Genomic DNA, 16,916 nt, shown 5'->3' with positions numbered 1-16,916 from the left:
CCCGGCGCGGCGGGTTGTTGGCCGGGACCCGGCGCGTTCGGTTCCCGGCCCGCGCCGGGCGGTCCGGCGAAGGCCTGGGCGATGTCCAGCCAGGCGTCGGCGACCGGCCCGGTGGCCGCCAGCGCGAGGTCCGCGCGGTGCCGGCGGCGGGTCACCAGCAGGCAGAAGTCCAGCGCCGGCCCGGTCACCCGGTCCGCGGCGTCCGCCGGCCCCCAGGCCCAGGCCGGCGCCGCCGGGTCCGGCCCGGTCAGCTCCACCCGGACCGGTACGTCGGGTAGCGGCCGGCCGTGTGCGGCGAAGCTGTGCCCGAGGGTCCGGGTGCCGAGGTAGGCCACGTGCCGCAGCCGGTCGGTGGGTGCGCGGGTCACGCCGAGGGTGTCGGCGACGTCCTGCCCGTGCGCCCAGGTTTCCATGATCCGCGCGGTGGCCATCGACGCGGCCGACATCCGGGTGCCGTACCAGGGCATCCGCTCGCCCGCCGGCACGGCCGTGAGCGCCGCGGCCAGCGCGGACCGGGTGGCCCGCCAGCGCTCCAGCAGCTCGGCCGGTGGGGCGAGGAACTCCTCGGCGCCACGGTCGACGAAGCCGTCCGGGTCGGTGGCGGCCCGGGAGATGGACGCGAAGAAGGCGTCCGGGTCGGTCGCGGCGAGCCGGGCGACGTGGTCGGTCCAGGTCAGGTGGGCGATCTGGTGCGCGATGCTCCAGCCGGGTGCCGGGGTGGGCAGCGACCAGCGGTCGGCCGGCAGCGCGGCGACCAGCGCGTCCAGCTCGGCGGACTCGGCGGCCAGGTCCGCCAGCAGGGGTTCCAGGTCGACCATGGGCACCTCTCGGATCAGGGGTTGGGCCGCGGCCCGGTCGGCGGCGCGGCCTCCAGCACCGCGGCGAGCTGGCGTTTCCAGACCGCCAGCAGGGCGTTCCGCCGGGCGGAGTCGTCGGAGAGCAGGCTGGCCACGCCGAGGCCGCGCAGCAGGTCGAGGGTGGCCTGCACGGTTTCCCGTACGCCGGGGATCCGCTCGTCGGCACCGAGCAGCTCGACGGTGAGCCGGTGCATCTCGCGGCCGACCCGCGCCTCCAGCGGGACCAGCGCGGTCCGCAGCTCGGGGTCGGTGCGGGCGGCCACCCACAGTTCGAGGGCGGCCGCGAAGAGCGGGCTGGTGAACAGGGCGGCGAGCATGTCGATCACCCGGCCCGGCCGGTCGGGGCCGGGCGGCAGCGCCGCGGCCTCGGTCCGGATCTCGGTGGCCCGGCGCTCGGCGAGGTGCTGGACCGCGGCCGTCACCAGCGCGGCCCGGGTGGGTAGTGGTGCAGTTGCGCGCCCCGGGACACGCCGGCCCGGGCTGCCACCACCGTGGTCGTGGTCCCCGACCAGCCGCGCTCGACCAGGGTCTCGATCGTCGCCTCCAGCAGCCGGGCCTGGGTGGCCCGGCTGCGCTCCTGCTGGGGAACCCGGGTGGCCGGCACGGTGCCAGCCTGCCGGCCACGAAACAAACAGTCAAGACTGTTTTTTCTGTCGGGGTTCCCGTCTCGGTTTCCCGGCCGGCCGGAGCCGGGTCAGCGACCGTCCCGCGGCCCGAAGGCGATCAGGGCGTCCCGGTCGCTGTTGCGCGCCCGGACGTACTCGTCGGCCCAGTCGGCGGCGCCGGGGAAGCCGGACTCGGCGGCGATCCGGGCGCACGCCGCGTCCAGGTCGAACTCGGTACGGCGCAACTGCACCCCGGGGCCGAGCAGCGCCCAGTGCGCGGCGGCCGGCCCGTACGGCATGCCCACACTGCCCGGGTTCACGATCAACCGGCGGTCCACCAGCCGGACGAACGCCATGTGGGTGTGCCCGCAGACCACCGTGCGCACCTCGTCCGCAACGCCGGCGAGCACCTCCGTCCACCGCTCCAGCCGGGTGTCGACCAGCACGACCTCCTCGTCGTCCCGGGGCGTGGCGTGGCAGAACAGCACCGGGCCGAGGCCGTGCACCGGCAGCGTGACGCTCGGCGGCAGCGCCGCCAGCCGGGCCAGGTGGTCGTCGCGCAGCTGCGTCGCGGCCCACCTCGACTCGGGGTACGGCGGCTCCCGGCCGGCGCGGGCCGCCACGAGTTCGCGGTCGGCGTTGCCGTTCACCCAGTGCGCCCGGTCACCGAGGCCGGCGAGCCGGTCGAGCACCTCGACCGGCTGGGGTCCGGCGGCGATGTCCCCGGTCAGCACGATGGCCTCGGCCGCCGCGACGTCCGGTTCGGCCAGCACGGCCTCCAGCGCGGGAAGCGACCCGTGGATGTCCGACAGCACGGCGACGGTGTTCAGCATGGGCACCACCGTGCCGGCCGGCGGTGGCCCGCGTCGAGGTTGTTAGCTGATGGCAGAAGGTCCCGCGCCCGCCGTACGGCTCGGACGCACGCCCCCGGGGTACGGCTCAGACGCGGGCGCGCCGGGCCAGCCGCTCGGGGTCGAGGATGATGATGCTCTTGCCGTCCAGCCGGAGCCAGCCGCGCGAGGCGAAGTCGGCGAGCGCCTTGTTCACGGTCTCCCGGGAGGCGCCGACCAGCTGGGCGATCTCCTCCTGGGTGAGGTCGTGGGTCACCCGCAGCACGCCGCCGTCCCGGGTGCCGAACCGGCCGGCCATCTGGAGCAGGTTCTTCGCGACCCGGCCCGGGACGTCCGTGAAGATCAGGTCGGCGAGCGAGTCGTTCGTCCGGCGCAGCCTGCGGGCGAGCACCCGGAGCAGCTGCTCGGCGATCTCCGGCCGGTTGGTCAGCCAGGGCCGCAGTGCCTGCTTGCGCAGCCGGACGAGCCGGGTGTCGGTGACCGCGGTGGCCGTGGCGGTACGCGGACCCGGGTCAAACAGCGACAATTCGCCCACCATGTCCGACGGGCCCATCACGGCGATCAGGTTCTGCCGCCCGTCCGCCGCCCGGCGACCCACCTTGATCTTCCCGCTGAGCAGGATGTAGAGGCTGTCGCCCGGTTCGCCCTCGTTGAAGACGACTTCGCCCTTGCGGACGTCGATCGTCTCCATCTCCTTGGCGAGCGCCTCGGCCGCCTCCGGGTCGACGCCCTGGAAGATCCCGCTGCGGGCCAACACCTCGTCCATCGCGCACCTCCGCTGCACGTGCCGTCCGTCGGCCGGTCCGGCCGGCCGTAGATCGCCGCGCGCCGCCAGTCTAGGCGCACGTGAGCAGTATTCGGAGCCGCACCCCCGCTAATGGGGAGGTGGCGCCGAACCCGTAAGTCGATCTCAGCGCCCATCATCCACCCTTTCCACCCCTACCGACCAACCTCGGGTGCCGTCCGCCCGGCGAACCGGCCCGCGGCCGCGGCGCGCCGGCCCGGCCGTAGGGTCGACCCGTGCTGTCCGAACCCGTGCTGACCGTCCGGGCCGAGGGCGGCCGGGACGTACCCCTGCTGGTCTGGCGGGCCGCGACCGGCCTGCCGGCGGTCAGCTCCGCACCGCTGGGCGGCGGCCTCGGCCGCCGGCACTGGGTGCTCAACGCGACCGTGCCGATGTCCTACGACCGGGACGACCCGGACCGCCACCTGGCCGAGCTGGCCGCGGGGCTGGACCTGTCCGGCCCCGGAATCGGACACCTGACCGGGGTGGACGTGGCCGAGGTGGTGCCGGCGGCCGAGGCCGGGGTGCGGGTCTGGGCCACGGTCGGGCTCGGCAGCCCGATCTGGGCGGCCGGCACCGACGGCACGCCGAAGGGCCAACCGCGGCCGGCTGGCCCGTCGCCGTCGCCGTCGTCGCCGTCGCCGTCGTCGCCGTCGCCGTCGTCGCCGTCGCCGTCGTCGCCGTCGTCGTCGCCGTCGGTGCGGCGGGCCGGCTCCGGCGACGCGTCCGCCCCCGGCAGGCCCGCACCGGTGGCGCCGCGGGTCGGCACCGTCAATATCGTCGCGCTGGTGCCCGCCCGGCTGTCCGCCGCCGCGCTGGTGAACGCCGTGGCCACCGCCACCGAGGCCAAGGCGCAGGCGCTGTGGGAGCTGGGCCTGCCGGCCACCGGCACCGCCACCGACGCGGTCACCGTGCTCTGCGCGCCGGACGGGCCGGTCGAGGCGTACGGGGGTCCCCGCTCCCGGTACGGCGCACCGCTGGCCCGGGCCGTGCACCGGGCCGTCCGCGCGGGTGGCGCGGCGTCCACCCTGCCCTGGTCGGACCGGCCGGCGACCGGCGACCGGGACGGCCGGGCGGACTGAGCGGCGGCGACCGGCCCGACCGACGGCGGCGACCGGCCCGACCGACGGCGGCGACCGGCACCGGGGCGACGGCGGTCCGGCCGCCGGCCGGTCGCCCGGCGGCCGGACTGCGGGTACGGCGATGCCCCGGGTAGGGTCTGCGCCGATGTCCGCGTACCCGCAGTGCACCGCAGCGCGCCGCGCCCGGCCCCGCCGGCGCCGGCTGGCGGCACTTGCCGCCCTGCCCGGGCTGCTGCTCGCGGTCGCCGCGTGCGGCGGCGAGGACCCCGCCGCGCGGTGGGAGCCGGGGCAGGCCGTCGCCGGCTCCCCGTCACCCGGCCGCACGGCCAGCGCGGCGCCCCGCACCGTCTCGCTCTCGGCCACCGGCGACATCGTGATGGGCAGCGCCCCCGGCCGGTTGCCGGCCGACGGCGGCAAGGACTTCTTCACCCCGGTACGCAAGGCCCTGGCCGCCGACGTGGTGATGGGCAACCTCGAGGAGCCGCTGACCGACGACACGGGCACGGCCAAGTGCGGCGCCAACTCCAGCGGCTGCCACCAGTTCCGCGTCCCGCCCGGGTACGCCAAGCACCTGGCGGATGCCGGCTTCACGGTGCTGAACCAGGCCAACAACCACGGCAACGACTACGGCGCGGCCGGATACCGCAACACCAGCGCGGCGCTGACCGAGCAGGGGCTCAAGCACACCGGGGCGCCCGGCGAGATCACCGTGCTCACCGTCGGCCAGGTCAAGATCGCCGTGCTCGGCTTCTCGCCGTACGCGTGGAACAACAGCTCGCTGAACCTGACCGCCGCCGCCGATCTGGTCCGCAAGGCCGACGAGGCGGCGGATCTGGTGGTGGTGCAGGTGCACATGGGCGCCGAGGGATCCGACAAGATCCACGTCAAGCCGGGCACCGAGATGTTCCTGGGGGAGAACCGGGGTGATCCGATCGCCTTCGCGCACGCCGTGATCGACGCCGGTGCCGACCTCGTGGTGGGGCACGGCCCGCACGTGCTGCGGGCCATGGAGTTCTACCAGGGCAGGCTGATCGCCTACAGCCTGGGCAACTTCGCCGGGGGCAGCGGCACGCTGTCCAGGTCCGGCCGGCTCGGCCAGGCGGGGATCCTCAAGGTCTCCCTCAAGCCCGACGGTACGTGGGACGGCGGGTCGTTCACCTCCACCAAGCTCAACACCGCCGGGCGTCCGGTGCCGGACGACGGCGGTCAGGGGCTGGCCCTGATCCGGCAGGTCACCCAGGCCGACTTCCCGTCCACCGGCGCGCGGCTGGACACCGGCGGCCGGATCACGCCCGCCACCACGGGCTGACCCGCGGGGATGTCCGGCCCGCGACGTAGGCTGACCGGCGTGGACGATCAGCACGGGCAACGGCGGGCGGCGCGACGTGGGCAGGACGAGCGGGCCGGCACCGAGCCGGCCGGGCCGGTGCTGCCGGGCGAGACCGACCTCGCCCGCACCCGCCGGGCACGCCGGATGGCCCGGGTGCTCGCGGCGACCCATCCGGACGCGCACTGCGAGCTCGACCACGAGGGCCCGCTCCAACTGGCCGTGGCCACCATCCTGTCCGCGCAGTGCACGGACAAGAAGGTCAACGAGGTCACCCCGAAGCTGTTCGCCCGCTATCCGACGGCGGCCGACTACGCCGGCGCCGACCGGGCCGAGCTGGAGGGCCTGATCAAGCCGACCGGCTTCTTCCGGAACAAGACCGATTCGCTGATCAAGCTGGGTCAGGCGCTGGTCGAGCGCTTCGACGGCCGGGTCCCGCGGCGGCTCGCGGATCTGGTGACGCTGCCGGGGATCGGCCGCAAGACCGCGAACGTGATCCTCGGCAACGCCTTCGACGTACCGGGCATCACCGTCGACACCCACTTCCAGCGGCTGGTCCGGCGGTGGGCGTGGACCGCGGAGACCGATCCGGTCAAGATCGAGCACGCCGTCGGCGCGCTGTTCCCGAAGCGCGACTGGACGCTGCTGTCCCACCAGGTGATCTTCCACGGGCGCCGGGTCTGCCACGCGCGCAAGCCCGCCTGCGGCGCCTGCACGCTGGCCAAGCTCTGCCCGTCGTACGGGATCGGGCCGACCGATGCCACCGCGGCGGCCAGGCTGTTGAAGGGCCCGCGCGCCCCCGAGCTGGCCAGCCAGGCGGGCCTCGACCCGGCGCTGGTGCCCGCCGGCGCCACCGCCGCCGACGTGCCATGAGCGCGCGGAGCCGGCCGGTTCCGCCAGCCCTCCGGTCGCGAACGGCGCCGGCACGAGGCCGCTACGCGGTCCTGGTGCTGCTGGCCGTGCTGGTGGCCGTGCCCGGGTGCTCGGCCGGGGCGACCCGCCCGGACGCCGTGGCCGAGCCGTCGCCGTTCGCCGACTGCGCGGCGCTGACCTCGCCGCCGCCCGCTGCGCCACCATCGGCCGCTGCGTCGCCACCGGTCCCTGCGTCGCCATCGGTCCCTGCGTCGCCATCGGTCCCTGCGTCGCCGACGGCCGCTGCGTCGCCGACCATTCCGCCGCCGGCCGCGACCCAGGACGCCGGGTCCGCGCCGGCGTTTCCGGTCGGTCTGGCGCTGCCGGACCTGACGCTGCCGTGCTTCGCCGGCGGCCCGCGGGTGCGGCTCGGCGACATCCGCGGCCCGGCCGTGGTGAACCTGTGGGCGGCCTGGTGCCAACCGTGCCGTCAGGAGCTGCCGGCGTTCCAGTGGCTGGCCACCCGGGCGGGACCGGCGGTGCACGTGATCGGGGTGGACACCCGGGACGACCGGGACGCCGCCGCGGCGCTCGGTAGCGATCTCGGGGTGAGCTTCCCCATGCTCGTGGACGTGGCCGAGACGCTGCGGATCCAGGTCCGCAGCCCGGGGCTGCCCAGCACGATCCTGGTGGACGGCGCGGGCCGGATCCGGCATGTCCACATTGCCGGGGCGCTCGACGAGGCCGCGCTCGCCGATCTGGTCCAGCGGTACCTCGGGGTGCAGGTGCCGGCGTGAGGACGCTGCGATGAGCGACACCGCCGACCCGACACCCGCGCCGGAGCCACCGGACTGGGCGCGGACGCTTGTCGGCCGGGTGCGCGCGGCCCGCACCGAGGACTTCACCCGGCTGCGTACGCCGTCGACCGGCGGCCGGGAGAGCGCGGTGCTGGTGCTCTTCGGCGAGCAACCCGGGCAGGGTCCCGACGTCCTGTTGATGCAGCGGGCCGCGACCCTGCGCAACCACGCCGGTCAGCCGGCGTTCCCCGGCGGGGCTGCCGACCCCGGCGACACCGACCCGGCGGCCACCGCGCTGCGGGAGGCCGACGAGGAGGTGGGGCTGGATCCCGGCACGGTGACCGTGCTGGCGCAACTGCCCCGGCTCTGGATTCCGGTCAGCGACTTCGTGGTGACGCCGGTGCTGGGCTGGTGGCACCGGCCGCACCCGGTGCATCCGCGGGAGCCGGCCGAGGTGGCGCACGTGGCCCGGCTGCCCGTGGCGGAACTGGTGGACCCGGACAACCGGCTGCGCCTGCGGCACCCGAGCGGCTGGATCGGCCCGGCCTTCCAGGTGCGCGGCATGCTGGTCTGGGGGTTCACCGCCGGCGTCCTGGACGCCCTGCTGGAGATGGGCGGCTGGTCCCGGCCGTGGCCGCAGGACCGGGTGAGCGACCTGCCGCCGCCGCCCGCGCCGGCCACCGGTCCCGACGCCCGCGACGAGGTGGCCGGCCCGCCGTCCTGACCGGCGAGCCGGTGGCGGATCCGACGAGGCGGGCGAGGGCCCGCGCCGCGGCTGGCCGGCACCCGTACATTGGACGGGTGTCCGCGGTCGACCTGGTTCTGCTCGTGCTCATGCTGGCCTTCGCGATCAGCGGCTACCGGCAGGGATTCGTCATCGGCGTGCTCTCGTTCAGCGGGTTCTTCCTGGGGGCGCTGGTCGGGCTGCAACTGGGGCCGCTGCTGGCCCAGCAGTTCGTCAGTCCATCGGTACGGGTGATCGTCGCGCTGGTGACCATCTTCGGCCTCGCGGTGATCGGGCAGGCCGGGGCGGGCTGGGTGGGCTCGCACCTGCGGCACGCCATCACCAGCCGGGTGGCCCGCCGGGTCGACGACGTCGGCGGCGCCTTCGTGTCGATCTTCGCGGTCCTGCTGGTGGCCTGGCTGGTGGCCGTACCGCTGGGGTCCTCATCGCTCCCCGGGCTGGCCAGCGCGGTCCGCAACAGCGCGCTGCTCGGCGTGGTGGACCGGGTGCTGCCCGAGCAGGCCCAGGCGCTGTCCACCGCGCTGCGTGACACGGTGGACACGAACGGCTTCCCGGACGTGTTCGGCGGGCTCACCCCGACCCGCGCCCGGGAGGTCTCGCCGCCGGACCCGAGCCTCGCCGGGTCCCGCGTGGTGGCCAGCAGCGAGCGGTCGGTGGTCAAGGTGCTCGGTACGGCGCCGAGCTGCTCCCGACGGATCGAGGGCTCCGGCTTCGTCTACGCCACCAACCGGGTGATGACCAACGCGCACGTGGTGGCCGGCACCCGCAGCATCTCGGTGGAGGTGGACGGGGAACGGCGCAGCGGCCGGGTGGTCGTCTACGACCCGCAGCGGGACCTCGCGGTGGTCTACGTTCCGGGGCTCGGCGCGCCGGCCCTGCGGTTCGCCGCCAAGCAGGCCGGCACGGGGGCCGACGCCATCGTCCTCGGCTATCCGCTGGACGGGCCGTACGATGCCCGCCCGGCGCGGGTCCGCGACGTCAGCCGGATCACCGGCCCGGACATCTACTCCACCGGCGACGTGACCCGGGAGATTTACACGATCCGGGCGTTGGTCCGCAGCGGCAACTCCGGCGGACCGCTGGTGGCGGCGAACGGCGAGGTACTCGGGGTGATCTTCGCGGCGGCGGCCGACGACCGCAACACCGGCTTCGCCGTCACCGCGGCCGAGGCCGCGCCGGTGGCGTCGGCCGGCGCCGACAGCACCCGCGCGACCGGCACCGGCAACTGCACCTGACCCGCTGCCGCCGCGCTCAGGAGCGGGTGCGCTGCCGCCGGATCAGCGCGACGATCCCGCCGGTGCCGAAGACGACGACCAGCAGCAGCCAGCCCCAACCCGGATGGGATTCCTGCTCGGCCGGTTGCCCGGCGGCCCGGGCCGACCAGCGGGGAAGGTCGGACGCGCCGACGTCCAGCTGTTGCGCGGACGGTCCGGGCGATGCGGGCGGCATTGAGCCCGGGGCGTGGCCGAAGCCGGCGGTGCCGGGCGAGCGGTGGTCGTCCAGCGGGTTCCACGACACCCGCGGGACCGTGGCGGTGAGGGCGGCCACCGGATCGACCCGGCCGAAGCCGAACTGGTCGTCCCGGCCCGGCGTGCCCAGGTCGCGGGCCGTCGCGATGAGCCGGTTGACCACGTCGCCGGCGGACATCGTGGGCCAGCGGGAGCGCAGCAGGGCGGCCGTGGCCGAGACGAGCGGCGCCGCGAAGCTGGTGCCCTGGACCGACCAGTAGCCGTTGGGCCTGGCCCCCACGAGGCCGCTCGCCGGGGCGCTGAGCACCGTCTCCGCGCCGTCGATGGAGCCGGACCAGAGGCCGTCGGTGTCCCGGTCCAGACCCGAGACGGCGAGCACGCCCGGCTCGCGGGCCGGATACCAGACCCGGTTCACCGGGGAACTGGGCGTCAGGTTTCCGGTGCAGGCCACGACCACGACGTCCCGGGCGAACGCGTAGTCGATGGCGGCGGCGAGCGCCGGACTGTCCCCGTTCCCGCCGAGCGACAGGTTGATGACCTTCGCCCCGTTGTCCACCGCCCAGCGCACGCCGCGGGCCACGATCAGCGCGTCGTCGTACCGGTTCTCGTCGTCCAGCACCCGGACCGGCAGGATGTGCGCGTCCGGCGCCAGCCCGAGCACGCCCCGGTCGTCGTCCCGGCGGCCGGCGATCAGCCCGGCGACGGTGGTGCCGTGGCCGACCGGATCGAGCTGCCCGTCGCCCGATCCGCTCACCAGGTCGATGCCGGGCAGCACCTGGCCGGACAGGTCCGGGTGCCGGCCGTCCACACCGGAGTCGATGACGGCGACCGTGACGCCCTTGCCGGTGGAGAACTGCCAGGCGTGCCGGGCGTCAAGCTCCTTGAGCTGCCACTGGTCCTCCCGGACCGGGTCGCCGAGCAGCGAAAACCCCGGCGGTTGGTGCCGGGTGTCGGCGAACGCCGGTGCCGGGGTGGTCAGCGCCGAGCCGGGACCCGGCAACGCCCCCGGCGTCGCCGACGCGGGTGCGGTCGGGCCGCCGAGCAGGGCGGCTGCGGTCAGCGTCGGCAGCGCCGCGGCGGCGAACCGCCGGACGGCGTGTCCTCGAGCACGCCACGGCCCAGTCACATCGTTGCCATTTCCATCCGGCGGACACGTGTTGAACGGAGATTAGCTTGTTTCCGGCCGAGCGCGGGACGAACCGCAATACTTCCTCATCCGGCCTGCAGATACGCGAGTTGGATCAGGCGCACGCCCTCCCTGCGGGTGACCAGCCGGCCGCGGCCGGACGGCAGCGCGGCGGGCCGGACCGCGCCCAGCAGCGGCCCCTCGTCGGGGTCGCCGGAGAGCACGAGGCCGGGTGAGGAAAGCTCGCGCAACCGCTGGATGATCGGGTCGTACAGCGCCCGGGCCGCCCCGCCGGTGCGCCGGGTGAGCACCAGGTGCAGGCCGATGTCCCGGGCCTGCGGCAGGAACTCCGCGAGCGCCTGGAGCGGGTTCGCCGGCCCGGCCGCCACCAGGTCGTAGTCGTCCACCAGGACGAACAGTTCCGGACCGGTCCACCAGGACCGGTCGCGCAGCTGTTGCGCGGTGACGTCCGCGGGCGGCAGCCGGCGCTGCAGGTACCCGGCCGCCGACTCGACCAGGTCGGCGGTGGCCGCCGCGGCGGTGCCGTACCCGATCAGGTGCTCGGTCTCGACGGCGCCGAGCAGGCTCCGGCGGTAGTCGACCAGGATCATCCGGGCCTGTTCGGGGGCGAACCGGTGCGCGATCGAGGCGGCCAGGGCGCGCAGGAACGACGACTTGCCCGCCTCGGCGTCCCCGAACAGCAGGAAGTGCGGGTCACCGGCGAAGTCGAGGGCGACCGTCCGCAGGTCCGCCTCGGCCACCCCGATCGGCAGCCGCAGCCCGGCCGTACCGGTCGGGTCGAGGTCGGCGTACGGCAGCACCGGCGGGAGCAGCCGTACCGGCGGCGCCGGCGGACCGGACCAGCCGTCCCGGACCGCCGCCACCAGGTCGGCGGTGCCGGACCCGGTGCCGGCCCCGGCGGTCAGCGCCGGCACCGCGCAGAGCAGGTGCAGGCCGTCGGTCGTGATGCCCCGGCCGGGCGCCTTCTCCGGTACGTTCCCGGCGGCGTGCCGGGACACCAGGGAGTCGGCCGGGTCGCCGAGCCGCAGCTCCAGCCGGGAGCCGAACAGGTCCCGGATCGCCGGCCGGAAGTCCAGCCAGCGGGGCGCGCTGGCCACCACGTGCACCCCGTAGGACAGGCCGCGGGTGGCCAGGTCCGTGACCATCGGTTCCAGGTCGTCGTACTCGCCGCGCAGCGTCGGCCAGCCGTCGACCACCAGGAAGACGTCCCCGAAGGCGTCCGCCCGCGCCGCGTCGTCGGCGGCCCGGTGCCGCCGGTAGTCGGCCATCGACTCGATGCCGGCGGCCGCGAAGGACCGCTCCCGCGCCGTGAGCACCGCCGCGACCTCGCCCACGGTACGGCGCACCGCGGGTGCGTCGAGCCGGCCGGCGACGCCGCCGACGTGCGGCAGCTCGCGCAGCCCGGCCAGCGAACCACCGCCGAAGTCCAGGCAGTAGACCTGCACCTGCGCCGGCGTGTGGGTGAGCGCCAGCGCGCAGAGCAGGGTGCGCAGCAACTGCGACTTGCCACTCTGCGGGCCGCCCACCACCGCGACGTGCCCGGCCGCGCCGTGCAGCGGCAGCCACAGCGGGTCGCGGCGCTGCTCGTACGGCTTGTCCAGCACGGCCACCGGCACCTGGAGTCGGCCCCGCAGCTCCGGGTTGGCCACGGTCAGCCCCCGGTCGGGGTCCGACTGCACCGGGCCGAGCAGCTCGTCCAGCGCCGGCGCCGCGTCCAGCGGGGGCAGCCACACCCGGTGCGCCGGCGGACCCGCGCCGGCCATCCGGGCCACCAGCACGTCCAGCAGGCTCTCCCCGGTCCCGGCCGGGGCCGGCGCGGCCGGCACCGGGGCCGGTGGGGCCACGAAGTGCGTCGAGTAGCGCAGCACCCGGGCGGGGCCGGCGGCGGCATCCGCCGGCCGCACGGTGGGTCGCGGCCGGGGACCGGAGACGTACGCGGCGCGGAACCGGATCAGCGGGTCGGTGCCGTACCGGAGAAAGCCGTGCCCGGGCGTGCGGGGCAGCTCGTACGCGTCCGGCACGCCGAGCACCGACCGCGACTCCAGGGCCGAGAAGGTGCGCAGGCCGACCCGGTACGACAGGTGGGTCTCCAGCCCGCGCAACCGGCCCTCCTCCAGCCGCTGCGAGGCGAGCAGCAGGTGCACGCCGAGCGACCGGCCGACCCGGCCGATCTGCACGAACAGCTCGATGAAGTCCGGCTTGGCGTCCAGCAGTTCGGAGAACTCGTCACAGACGATCAGCAGGGTGGGCAGCGGGGCCAGCGCCGTACCCCCGGCTCGGGCCCGGTCGTAGTCGCGCAGGCTGGCGACGCCGGCCCGGCGCAACAACTCCTGCCGGCGCACCAGCTCGCCGTTTATCGCGTCCACCATCCGGTCCACCAGGGGCAGCTCCTGGCGCAGGTTGGTGATCACCGCGGCGGTGTGCGGCAGCCGGTCCAGCTTCGCGAACGTGGCCCCGCCCTTGAAGTCGACCAGGACGACGTTCAGCTCCTCCGACGAGTGCACCGCGGCCAGCCCCAGAACCACGGTGCGCAGCAGCTCCGACTTGCCCGACCCGGTCGCGCCGATGAGCAGCCCGTGCGGACCCATGCCGTCCAGCGCGGACTCCTTGAGGTCCAGCTCGACGGTGCCGCCGTCGGCGCCGGTCCCGATCGGGACCCGCAACCGGTCCCGCTCGGCCCGCCGCGCCCAGGCCCGGGACACCGGGTACGACTCCGGGTCGCCGATCCCGAGCAACTCGGCCAAACCCGGATCGGGCCGGTCCGGGCCGCCCCGGCCGGCGGTCGTGGCCAGCCGCAGCGGCGCCAGCCGCCGGGCCACCGACTCGGCCTCGACGAGTCCGAGCCGGTCGGGCGTGCCGACCTCCGCCGGGCCGTCCACGGACCCGGCGCGCAGCCGGCCGCCGGACAGCTCCAGCACGAGGGTCGCCGGGTCCGGCGGCCGTGCCGGACCGGGGGTCAGGTCGAGCACGGTGACCGCGTCGATGCCGCCGTCGCCGGTGAGCACCGTGGCATCGGTCCGGTCGGCGCCGTCGAGCAGGACCAGCAGGTGCGGGCCGGCGGTCGCCGGGCCGAGCGGGCTGAACCGGGAGCGGCTGCCGATGACGTCCTCCAGCAGGCGTTCCAGCTCGGCCAGCGAGCTGGTGACCAGGCGGACCGGCCCCAGCGCGTCGACCCGGGTCGGGTGCAGCGCGTGCGGCAGCCACTTCACCCACTCCCAGGCGGCGCGCCGCTCCGGCCCGGCGCAGACCGCGATCAGCAACTCGTCCGGGGCGTGGAAGACGGCCAGCTGGATCAGCACGGCCCGGGCCAGCGCCCCGGCCGCCGTCTCGGCCCGGCCCGGCATCTGCGGCCCGGTCGCCGGCCGGGGTGGACCGGGCCGGCCGGCCGGGCCGGGCCCGGCGACGACGATCCGGGCGAAGCCGCGCAACGACACCGCCACCGGCAGGTCCGGCACCACCGCGTACGCGTCGAGGAAGCGGCGCAGCGCGCCGGCCGTCATCGGCTCCAACTCCTCCACCGGCCGGGTGGCCGGCGGCAGCAGCGGGGTGGCCAGGGACTGCGGGCCGATCCCGATCCGGACCACCCCGAAGTCCGGGTCGGTGCCGCGCCGCTCCCAGATTCGCCGGCTGGCCGCGGTCGACCAGAGCTGGCCGGGGTCGGGATGCCGGTAGTACAGCGCGGCCCGCTGCCGCCGAACGGTGTCCCGCGCCCGCCGGCGCAGCCCCGCCAGGTGTCGCAGGTAGTCGCGGCGGGCGGCGATCAGCTCGGCCCGCCGCGGCCCGCCCGCCGAACTGCCCCACGAGGTGACCAGCATGGCCAGCGAGCTGACCCCGAACATGGCGCCCACCAGGTAGGAGTAGGCGCCGCCGCCGCGGCCGAACATCATGGCCATCGCCACCGAGCCGCCGACCATGGGCAGGATCATCATGGCCTGCCGCCAGCGGCCGGAGATCACCTCGGGTATCTCCGGCGGCGCCGCCACGGCCAGCTCACCGGAGGGCAGCTCCGGGGCGGGCTGGCGCGGCGGCCGGCGTACCACCACTGTGCTCACGCTGACGCGATCCCTCCCGCCGTGATCCTGCCGGCCGATCCGGCGGGACGCGGCCCGCCGGACGTCCGGCATGTTCGCTGGGTAATCCGAACCGGACTGATGGTAGGTAAAGTGCGGGCGTTCGCGCAGTCATCGGATGGAGGAACGCCGATGAGCATGGGGCTGGCCCGGGTCACCGTCAGCGCTCCGCGGCGCCGGTTGGACGTCGCGCTGCCGGATCAGGTGCCCGTGGCCGAACTGCTGCCGGAACTGCTCCGGTACGCCGGCGTGGGGCTGGCCGACGCGGGTGAGCGGCACGGCGGCTGGGTGCTGCGCCGCGCCGACGGCGCCGCGCTGGAGACCGGCCGGCCGCTGTCGCCGCAGGGGGTGCACGACGGCGACGTACTGCACCTGCTGCCGGCCCGCACCGGCTGGCCCGAGCCCGAATACGACGACGTGGTGGAGGCGATCGCCGACGGCGTCCGGCTGCGCGGTGCCGCCTGGGACGCCGCGGCCAGCCGTACCGCCGGCCTGGTGGCCGCCGCCGCGCCGGCCACGGTCGGCCTGCTGGCGGTCCTCGACGGCGGCCCCGGCTGGGCCGCCGGCGCTCCGGCGGCGCTCGCCGCGGCCGGTGGGCTGCTGCTGGCCGCGGTCGCCGCCGCCCGGGGCTACGGCGCCGGCGCCGCGGGCGTGACCCTGGGCGGGTACGCGCTGCCGTACGCCTTCGCCGGCGGCGCGCTGCTGGTGGCAAGCGGTGACCGTGCCGGACCGGTGGTCCCGGTGGCCTGGCTGGGCGCGCCCGAACTCCTCGCCGGCGCCGCGACGCTGCTGTTGGCGGCCGTGCTGGCCGGGGTGGGCGTCGCCGCCGGGACCCGGATCTTCGCGGCCGGTGCCACCGTCGGGCTGCTCGGCATGGCCGGCGCGCTGGCCGGGTTCGCCCTGCCCGCCGCCGGATCGGCCGCGCTGCTGCTGTCCGCGCTGGTCTGCGGGGTCGGCGTGGCACCGCTGCTGGCGATCCGGCTCGGCCGGTTGCCGCTGCCGCCGATCGTGCTGCCCGCGGAACCGACGGCCGCCGATCCTCCCGGCGGCGTCCGCGACCTGCCCCGGCGGGACCGGGTGCTGGCCGCCGTGGCGCGGACCGAGGAACTGCTCAGCGGCATGCTGCTGGGTCACGGCCTGGTGGCGGTGGCCGCCGTCGTGCTGCTGGTGCTGGCCGGCGGGCCGGCCGGCCGGTTGCTGGCCGCGATCGGGTCCGCCGTGCTGCTGCTGCGGTGCCGGATCTTCGCCAGCCGGCGCCACCGGCTGCCGCTGCTGGTGACCGGGCTGGCCGGCCTCGTCGCGCTCGGTGTCGCGGTGGCGGCCTCGACCGCCGACGCGGGCCGGTCCGTGCTGCTGGCGGCCGGCGCGTCGGCGGCGTTGCTGCTGGTGGTGGGGGGCGTCGCGTACCCGCGCCGGCCGCCGACGCCGTACCTGGACCGGGCTGCGGACCTGGCCGACACCCTGCTGGTGGTCTCGGTGGTCCCGGTCGCCTGCGCGGTGCTCGGACTGTACGGCCGGGCCCGCGGCCTGGTCGGCTGACCGGGCGTGGACCCGGCCCTTCGGCGGCTCGTCCTCGACCTGCGCGTTGTGAAACGCGGTCTGGCTAGTGCGCCCCGTCGCTGCCGCCGGCCGTGCGCCGCGCCGCCTCGGCGGCCTCGGCGCGCCGGTACGACCTGCTGATCTCGGCCTCGGCCTCGACCCGGCCGACCCAGGTCGCGCCCTCGACCGATTTGCCTGGTTCGAGGTCCTTGTAGACCTCGAAGAAGTGCTGGATCTCCAGCCGGTCGAACTCGCCCAGGTGGTGGATGTCGCGCAGGTGCTCCTGCCGCGGATCCTCGAACGGGACGCAGAGGACCTTGTCGTCCCCGCCCTTTTCGTCGGTCATCCGGAACATGCCGATGGCCCGGCACTGGATCAGGCACCCTGGAAAGGTGGGTTCGGGCACCAGCACCAGCGCGTCCAGCGGATCACCGTCCTCACCGAGGGTGCCCTCGATGAAGCCGTAGTCGGCCGGGTACTGGGTCGAAGTGAAGAGCGTGCGGTCCAGCCGGATCCGGCCGGTCTCGTGGTCCACCTCGTACTTGTTGCGGTGACCTTTGGGGATCTCAACCGTCACGTCGAAATCCATCTCACGCTCCCTCATCTGCCCACGCTGGCTCACGGACCGCCGCGGCGGCCGGCGGTTGCCGGAAACGGTCCGGACTTCTTCGGACACCCGTCGCTGGTTCGGACGTAAGTAGTGTCACCCAAGCGCACCCGGAGGGCGGGAGGAGGGCCGGTGGGGAGGGAAGACTCACACCGACGGGCCACCCCCGCCGGTCGCGGTCGCC

Annotated in this window: 12 protein-coding genes and 2 pseudogenes; 7 read left to right on the top strand and 7 right to left on the bottom strand. The window is 75.7% G+C overall.

Translation table 11 applies throughout. The features are described from left to right. Window positions 1–32: 32 nt before the first annotated feature. From CIK06_RS27170 to CIK06_RS27155, 4 genes and pseudogenes are all read right to left on the bottom strand, one after another. Window positions 33–818, bottom strand: a pseudogene (locus tag CIK06_RS27170) (TIGR03084 family metal-binding protein); the annotation flags it as partial. A gap of 14 nt (window positions 819–832) precedes the next feature. Then, window positions 833–1,407, bottom strand: a pseudogene (locus CIK06_RS27165) (TetR/AcrR family transcriptional regulator). Window positions 1,408–1,551: 144 nt separating this feature from the next. Next, complete coding sequence (locus CIK06_RS27160; RefSeq protein WP_095567179.1) at window positions 1,552–2,295, bottom strand: metallophosphoesterase; 744 nt, start codon at window positions 2,293–2,295, stop codon at window positions 1,552–1,554. A 106-nt stretch (window positions 2,296–2,401) separates the two neighbouring features. Next, entirely contained in the window at window positions 2,402–3,079 is a 678-nt protein-coding gene (locus tag CIK06_RS27155; RefSeq protein ID WP_095567178.1) for a Crp/Fnr family transcriptional regulator, read from the bottom strand. Window positions 3,080–3,333: 254 nt separating this feature from the next. Here CIK06_RS27155 and CIK06_RS27150 point away from each other — a divergent pair, with 254 nt between their 5' ends. The 6 genes from CIK06_RS27150 (at window position 3,334) to CIK06_RS27125 (ending at window position 9,135) form a co-directional block, all read left to right on the top strand. After that, complete coding sequence (locus tag CIK06_RS27150; protein WP_095567177.1) at window positions 3,334–4,179, top strand: adenosylcobinamide amidohydrolase; 846 nt, start codon at window positions 3,334–3,336, stop codon at window positions 4,177–4,179. Between the two features lie 145 nt (window positions 4,180–4,324). Continuing rightward, complete coding sequence (locus tag CIK06_RS27145; protein ID WP_095567176.1) at window positions 4,325–5,488, top strand: CapA family protein; 1,164 nt, start codon at window positions 4,325–4,327, stop codon at window positions 5,486–5,488. Window positions 5,489–5,653: 165 nt separating this feature from the next. Continuing rightward, window positions 5,654–6,379: an endonuclease III gene (gene nth, locus CIK06_RS27140; protein WP_232534383.1), complete on the top strand. Its 726-nt coding sequence runs from the start codon at window positions 5,654–5,656 to the stop codon at window positions 6,377–6,379. A 74-nt stretch (window positions 6,380–6,453) separates the two neighbouring features. Further along, window positions 6,454–7,155 carry a TlpA family protein disulfide reductase gene (locus tag CIK06_RS27135; RefSeq protein WP_369916046.1) on the top strand — a complete coding sequence of 234 codons (702 nt, stop codon included), beginning with the start codon at window positions 6,454–6,456 and terminating at the stop codon, window positions 7,153–7,155. Between the two features lie 10 nt (window positions 7,156–7,165). Further along, the gene (locus tag CIK06_RS27130; protein WP_095567173.1) at window positions 7,166–7,879 is read left to right on the top strand and encodes a CoA pyrophosphatase; all 714 of its coding nucleotides are present in this window, start codon (window positions 7,166–7,168) and stop codon (window positions 7,877–7,879) included. A 77-nt stretch (window positions 7,880–7,956) separates the two neighbouring features. Beyond that, the gene (locus tag CIK06_RS27125; protein WP_095567172.1) at window positions 7,957–9,135 is read left to right on the top strand and encodes a MarP family serine protease; all 1,179 of its coding nucleotides are present in this window, start codon (window positions 7,957–7,959) and stop codon (window positions 9,133–9,135) included. Window positions 9,136–9,151: 16 nt separating this feature from the next. Here the strand turns inward: CIK06_RS27125 and mycP are convergent, their stop codons facing one another. Beyond that, window positions 9,152–10,495 (bottom strand): type VII secretion-associated serine protease mycosin, encoded by a 1,344-nt coding sequence (gene mycP / locus CIK06_RS27120; RefSeq protein WP_369916043.1) that lies wholly within the window; start codon window positions 10,493–10,495, stop codon window positions 9,152–9,154. A gap of 86 nt (window positions 10,496–10,581) precedes the next feature. After that, entirely contained in the window at window positions 10,582–14,568 is a 3,987-nt protein-coding gene (eccCa, locus tag CIK06_RS27115) for a type VII secretion protein EccCa (RefSeq protein WP_095568178.1), read from the bottom strand. Window positions 14,569–14,718: 150 nt separating this feature from the next. On the opposite strand from eccCa, the gene eccD reads away from it, so the two are divergent. Then, window positions 14,719–16,125, top strand: coding sequence for a type VII secretion integral membrane protein EccD (gene eccD / locus CIK06_RS27110; RefSeq protein WP_095567171.1), 1,407 nt, complete (start codon window positions 14,719–14,721; stop codon window positions 16,123–16,125). Window positions 16,126–16,189: 64 nt separating this feature from the next. Here the strand turns inward: eccD and CIK06_RS27105 are convergent, their stop codons facing one another. Next, the gene (locus CIK06_RS27105; RefSeq protein WP_095568177.1) at window positions 16,190–16,714 is read right to left on the bottom strand and encodes an inorganic diphosphatase; all 525 of its coding nucleotides are present in this window, start codon (window positions 16,712–16,714) and stop codon (window positions 16,190–16,192) included. Window positions 16,715–16,916 lie beyond the last annotated feature (202 nt).

The sequence above is a fragment of the Plantactinospora sp. KBS50 genome, assembly GCF_002285795.1.
In the GTDB taxonomy this organism is placed as follows: Bacteria; Actinomycetota; Actinomycetes; order Mycobacteriales; family Micromonosporaceae; genus KBS50.
Note: the sequence above shows the minus strand (reverse complement) of the source record. Positions and strands in the feature narration are given on the sequence as shown.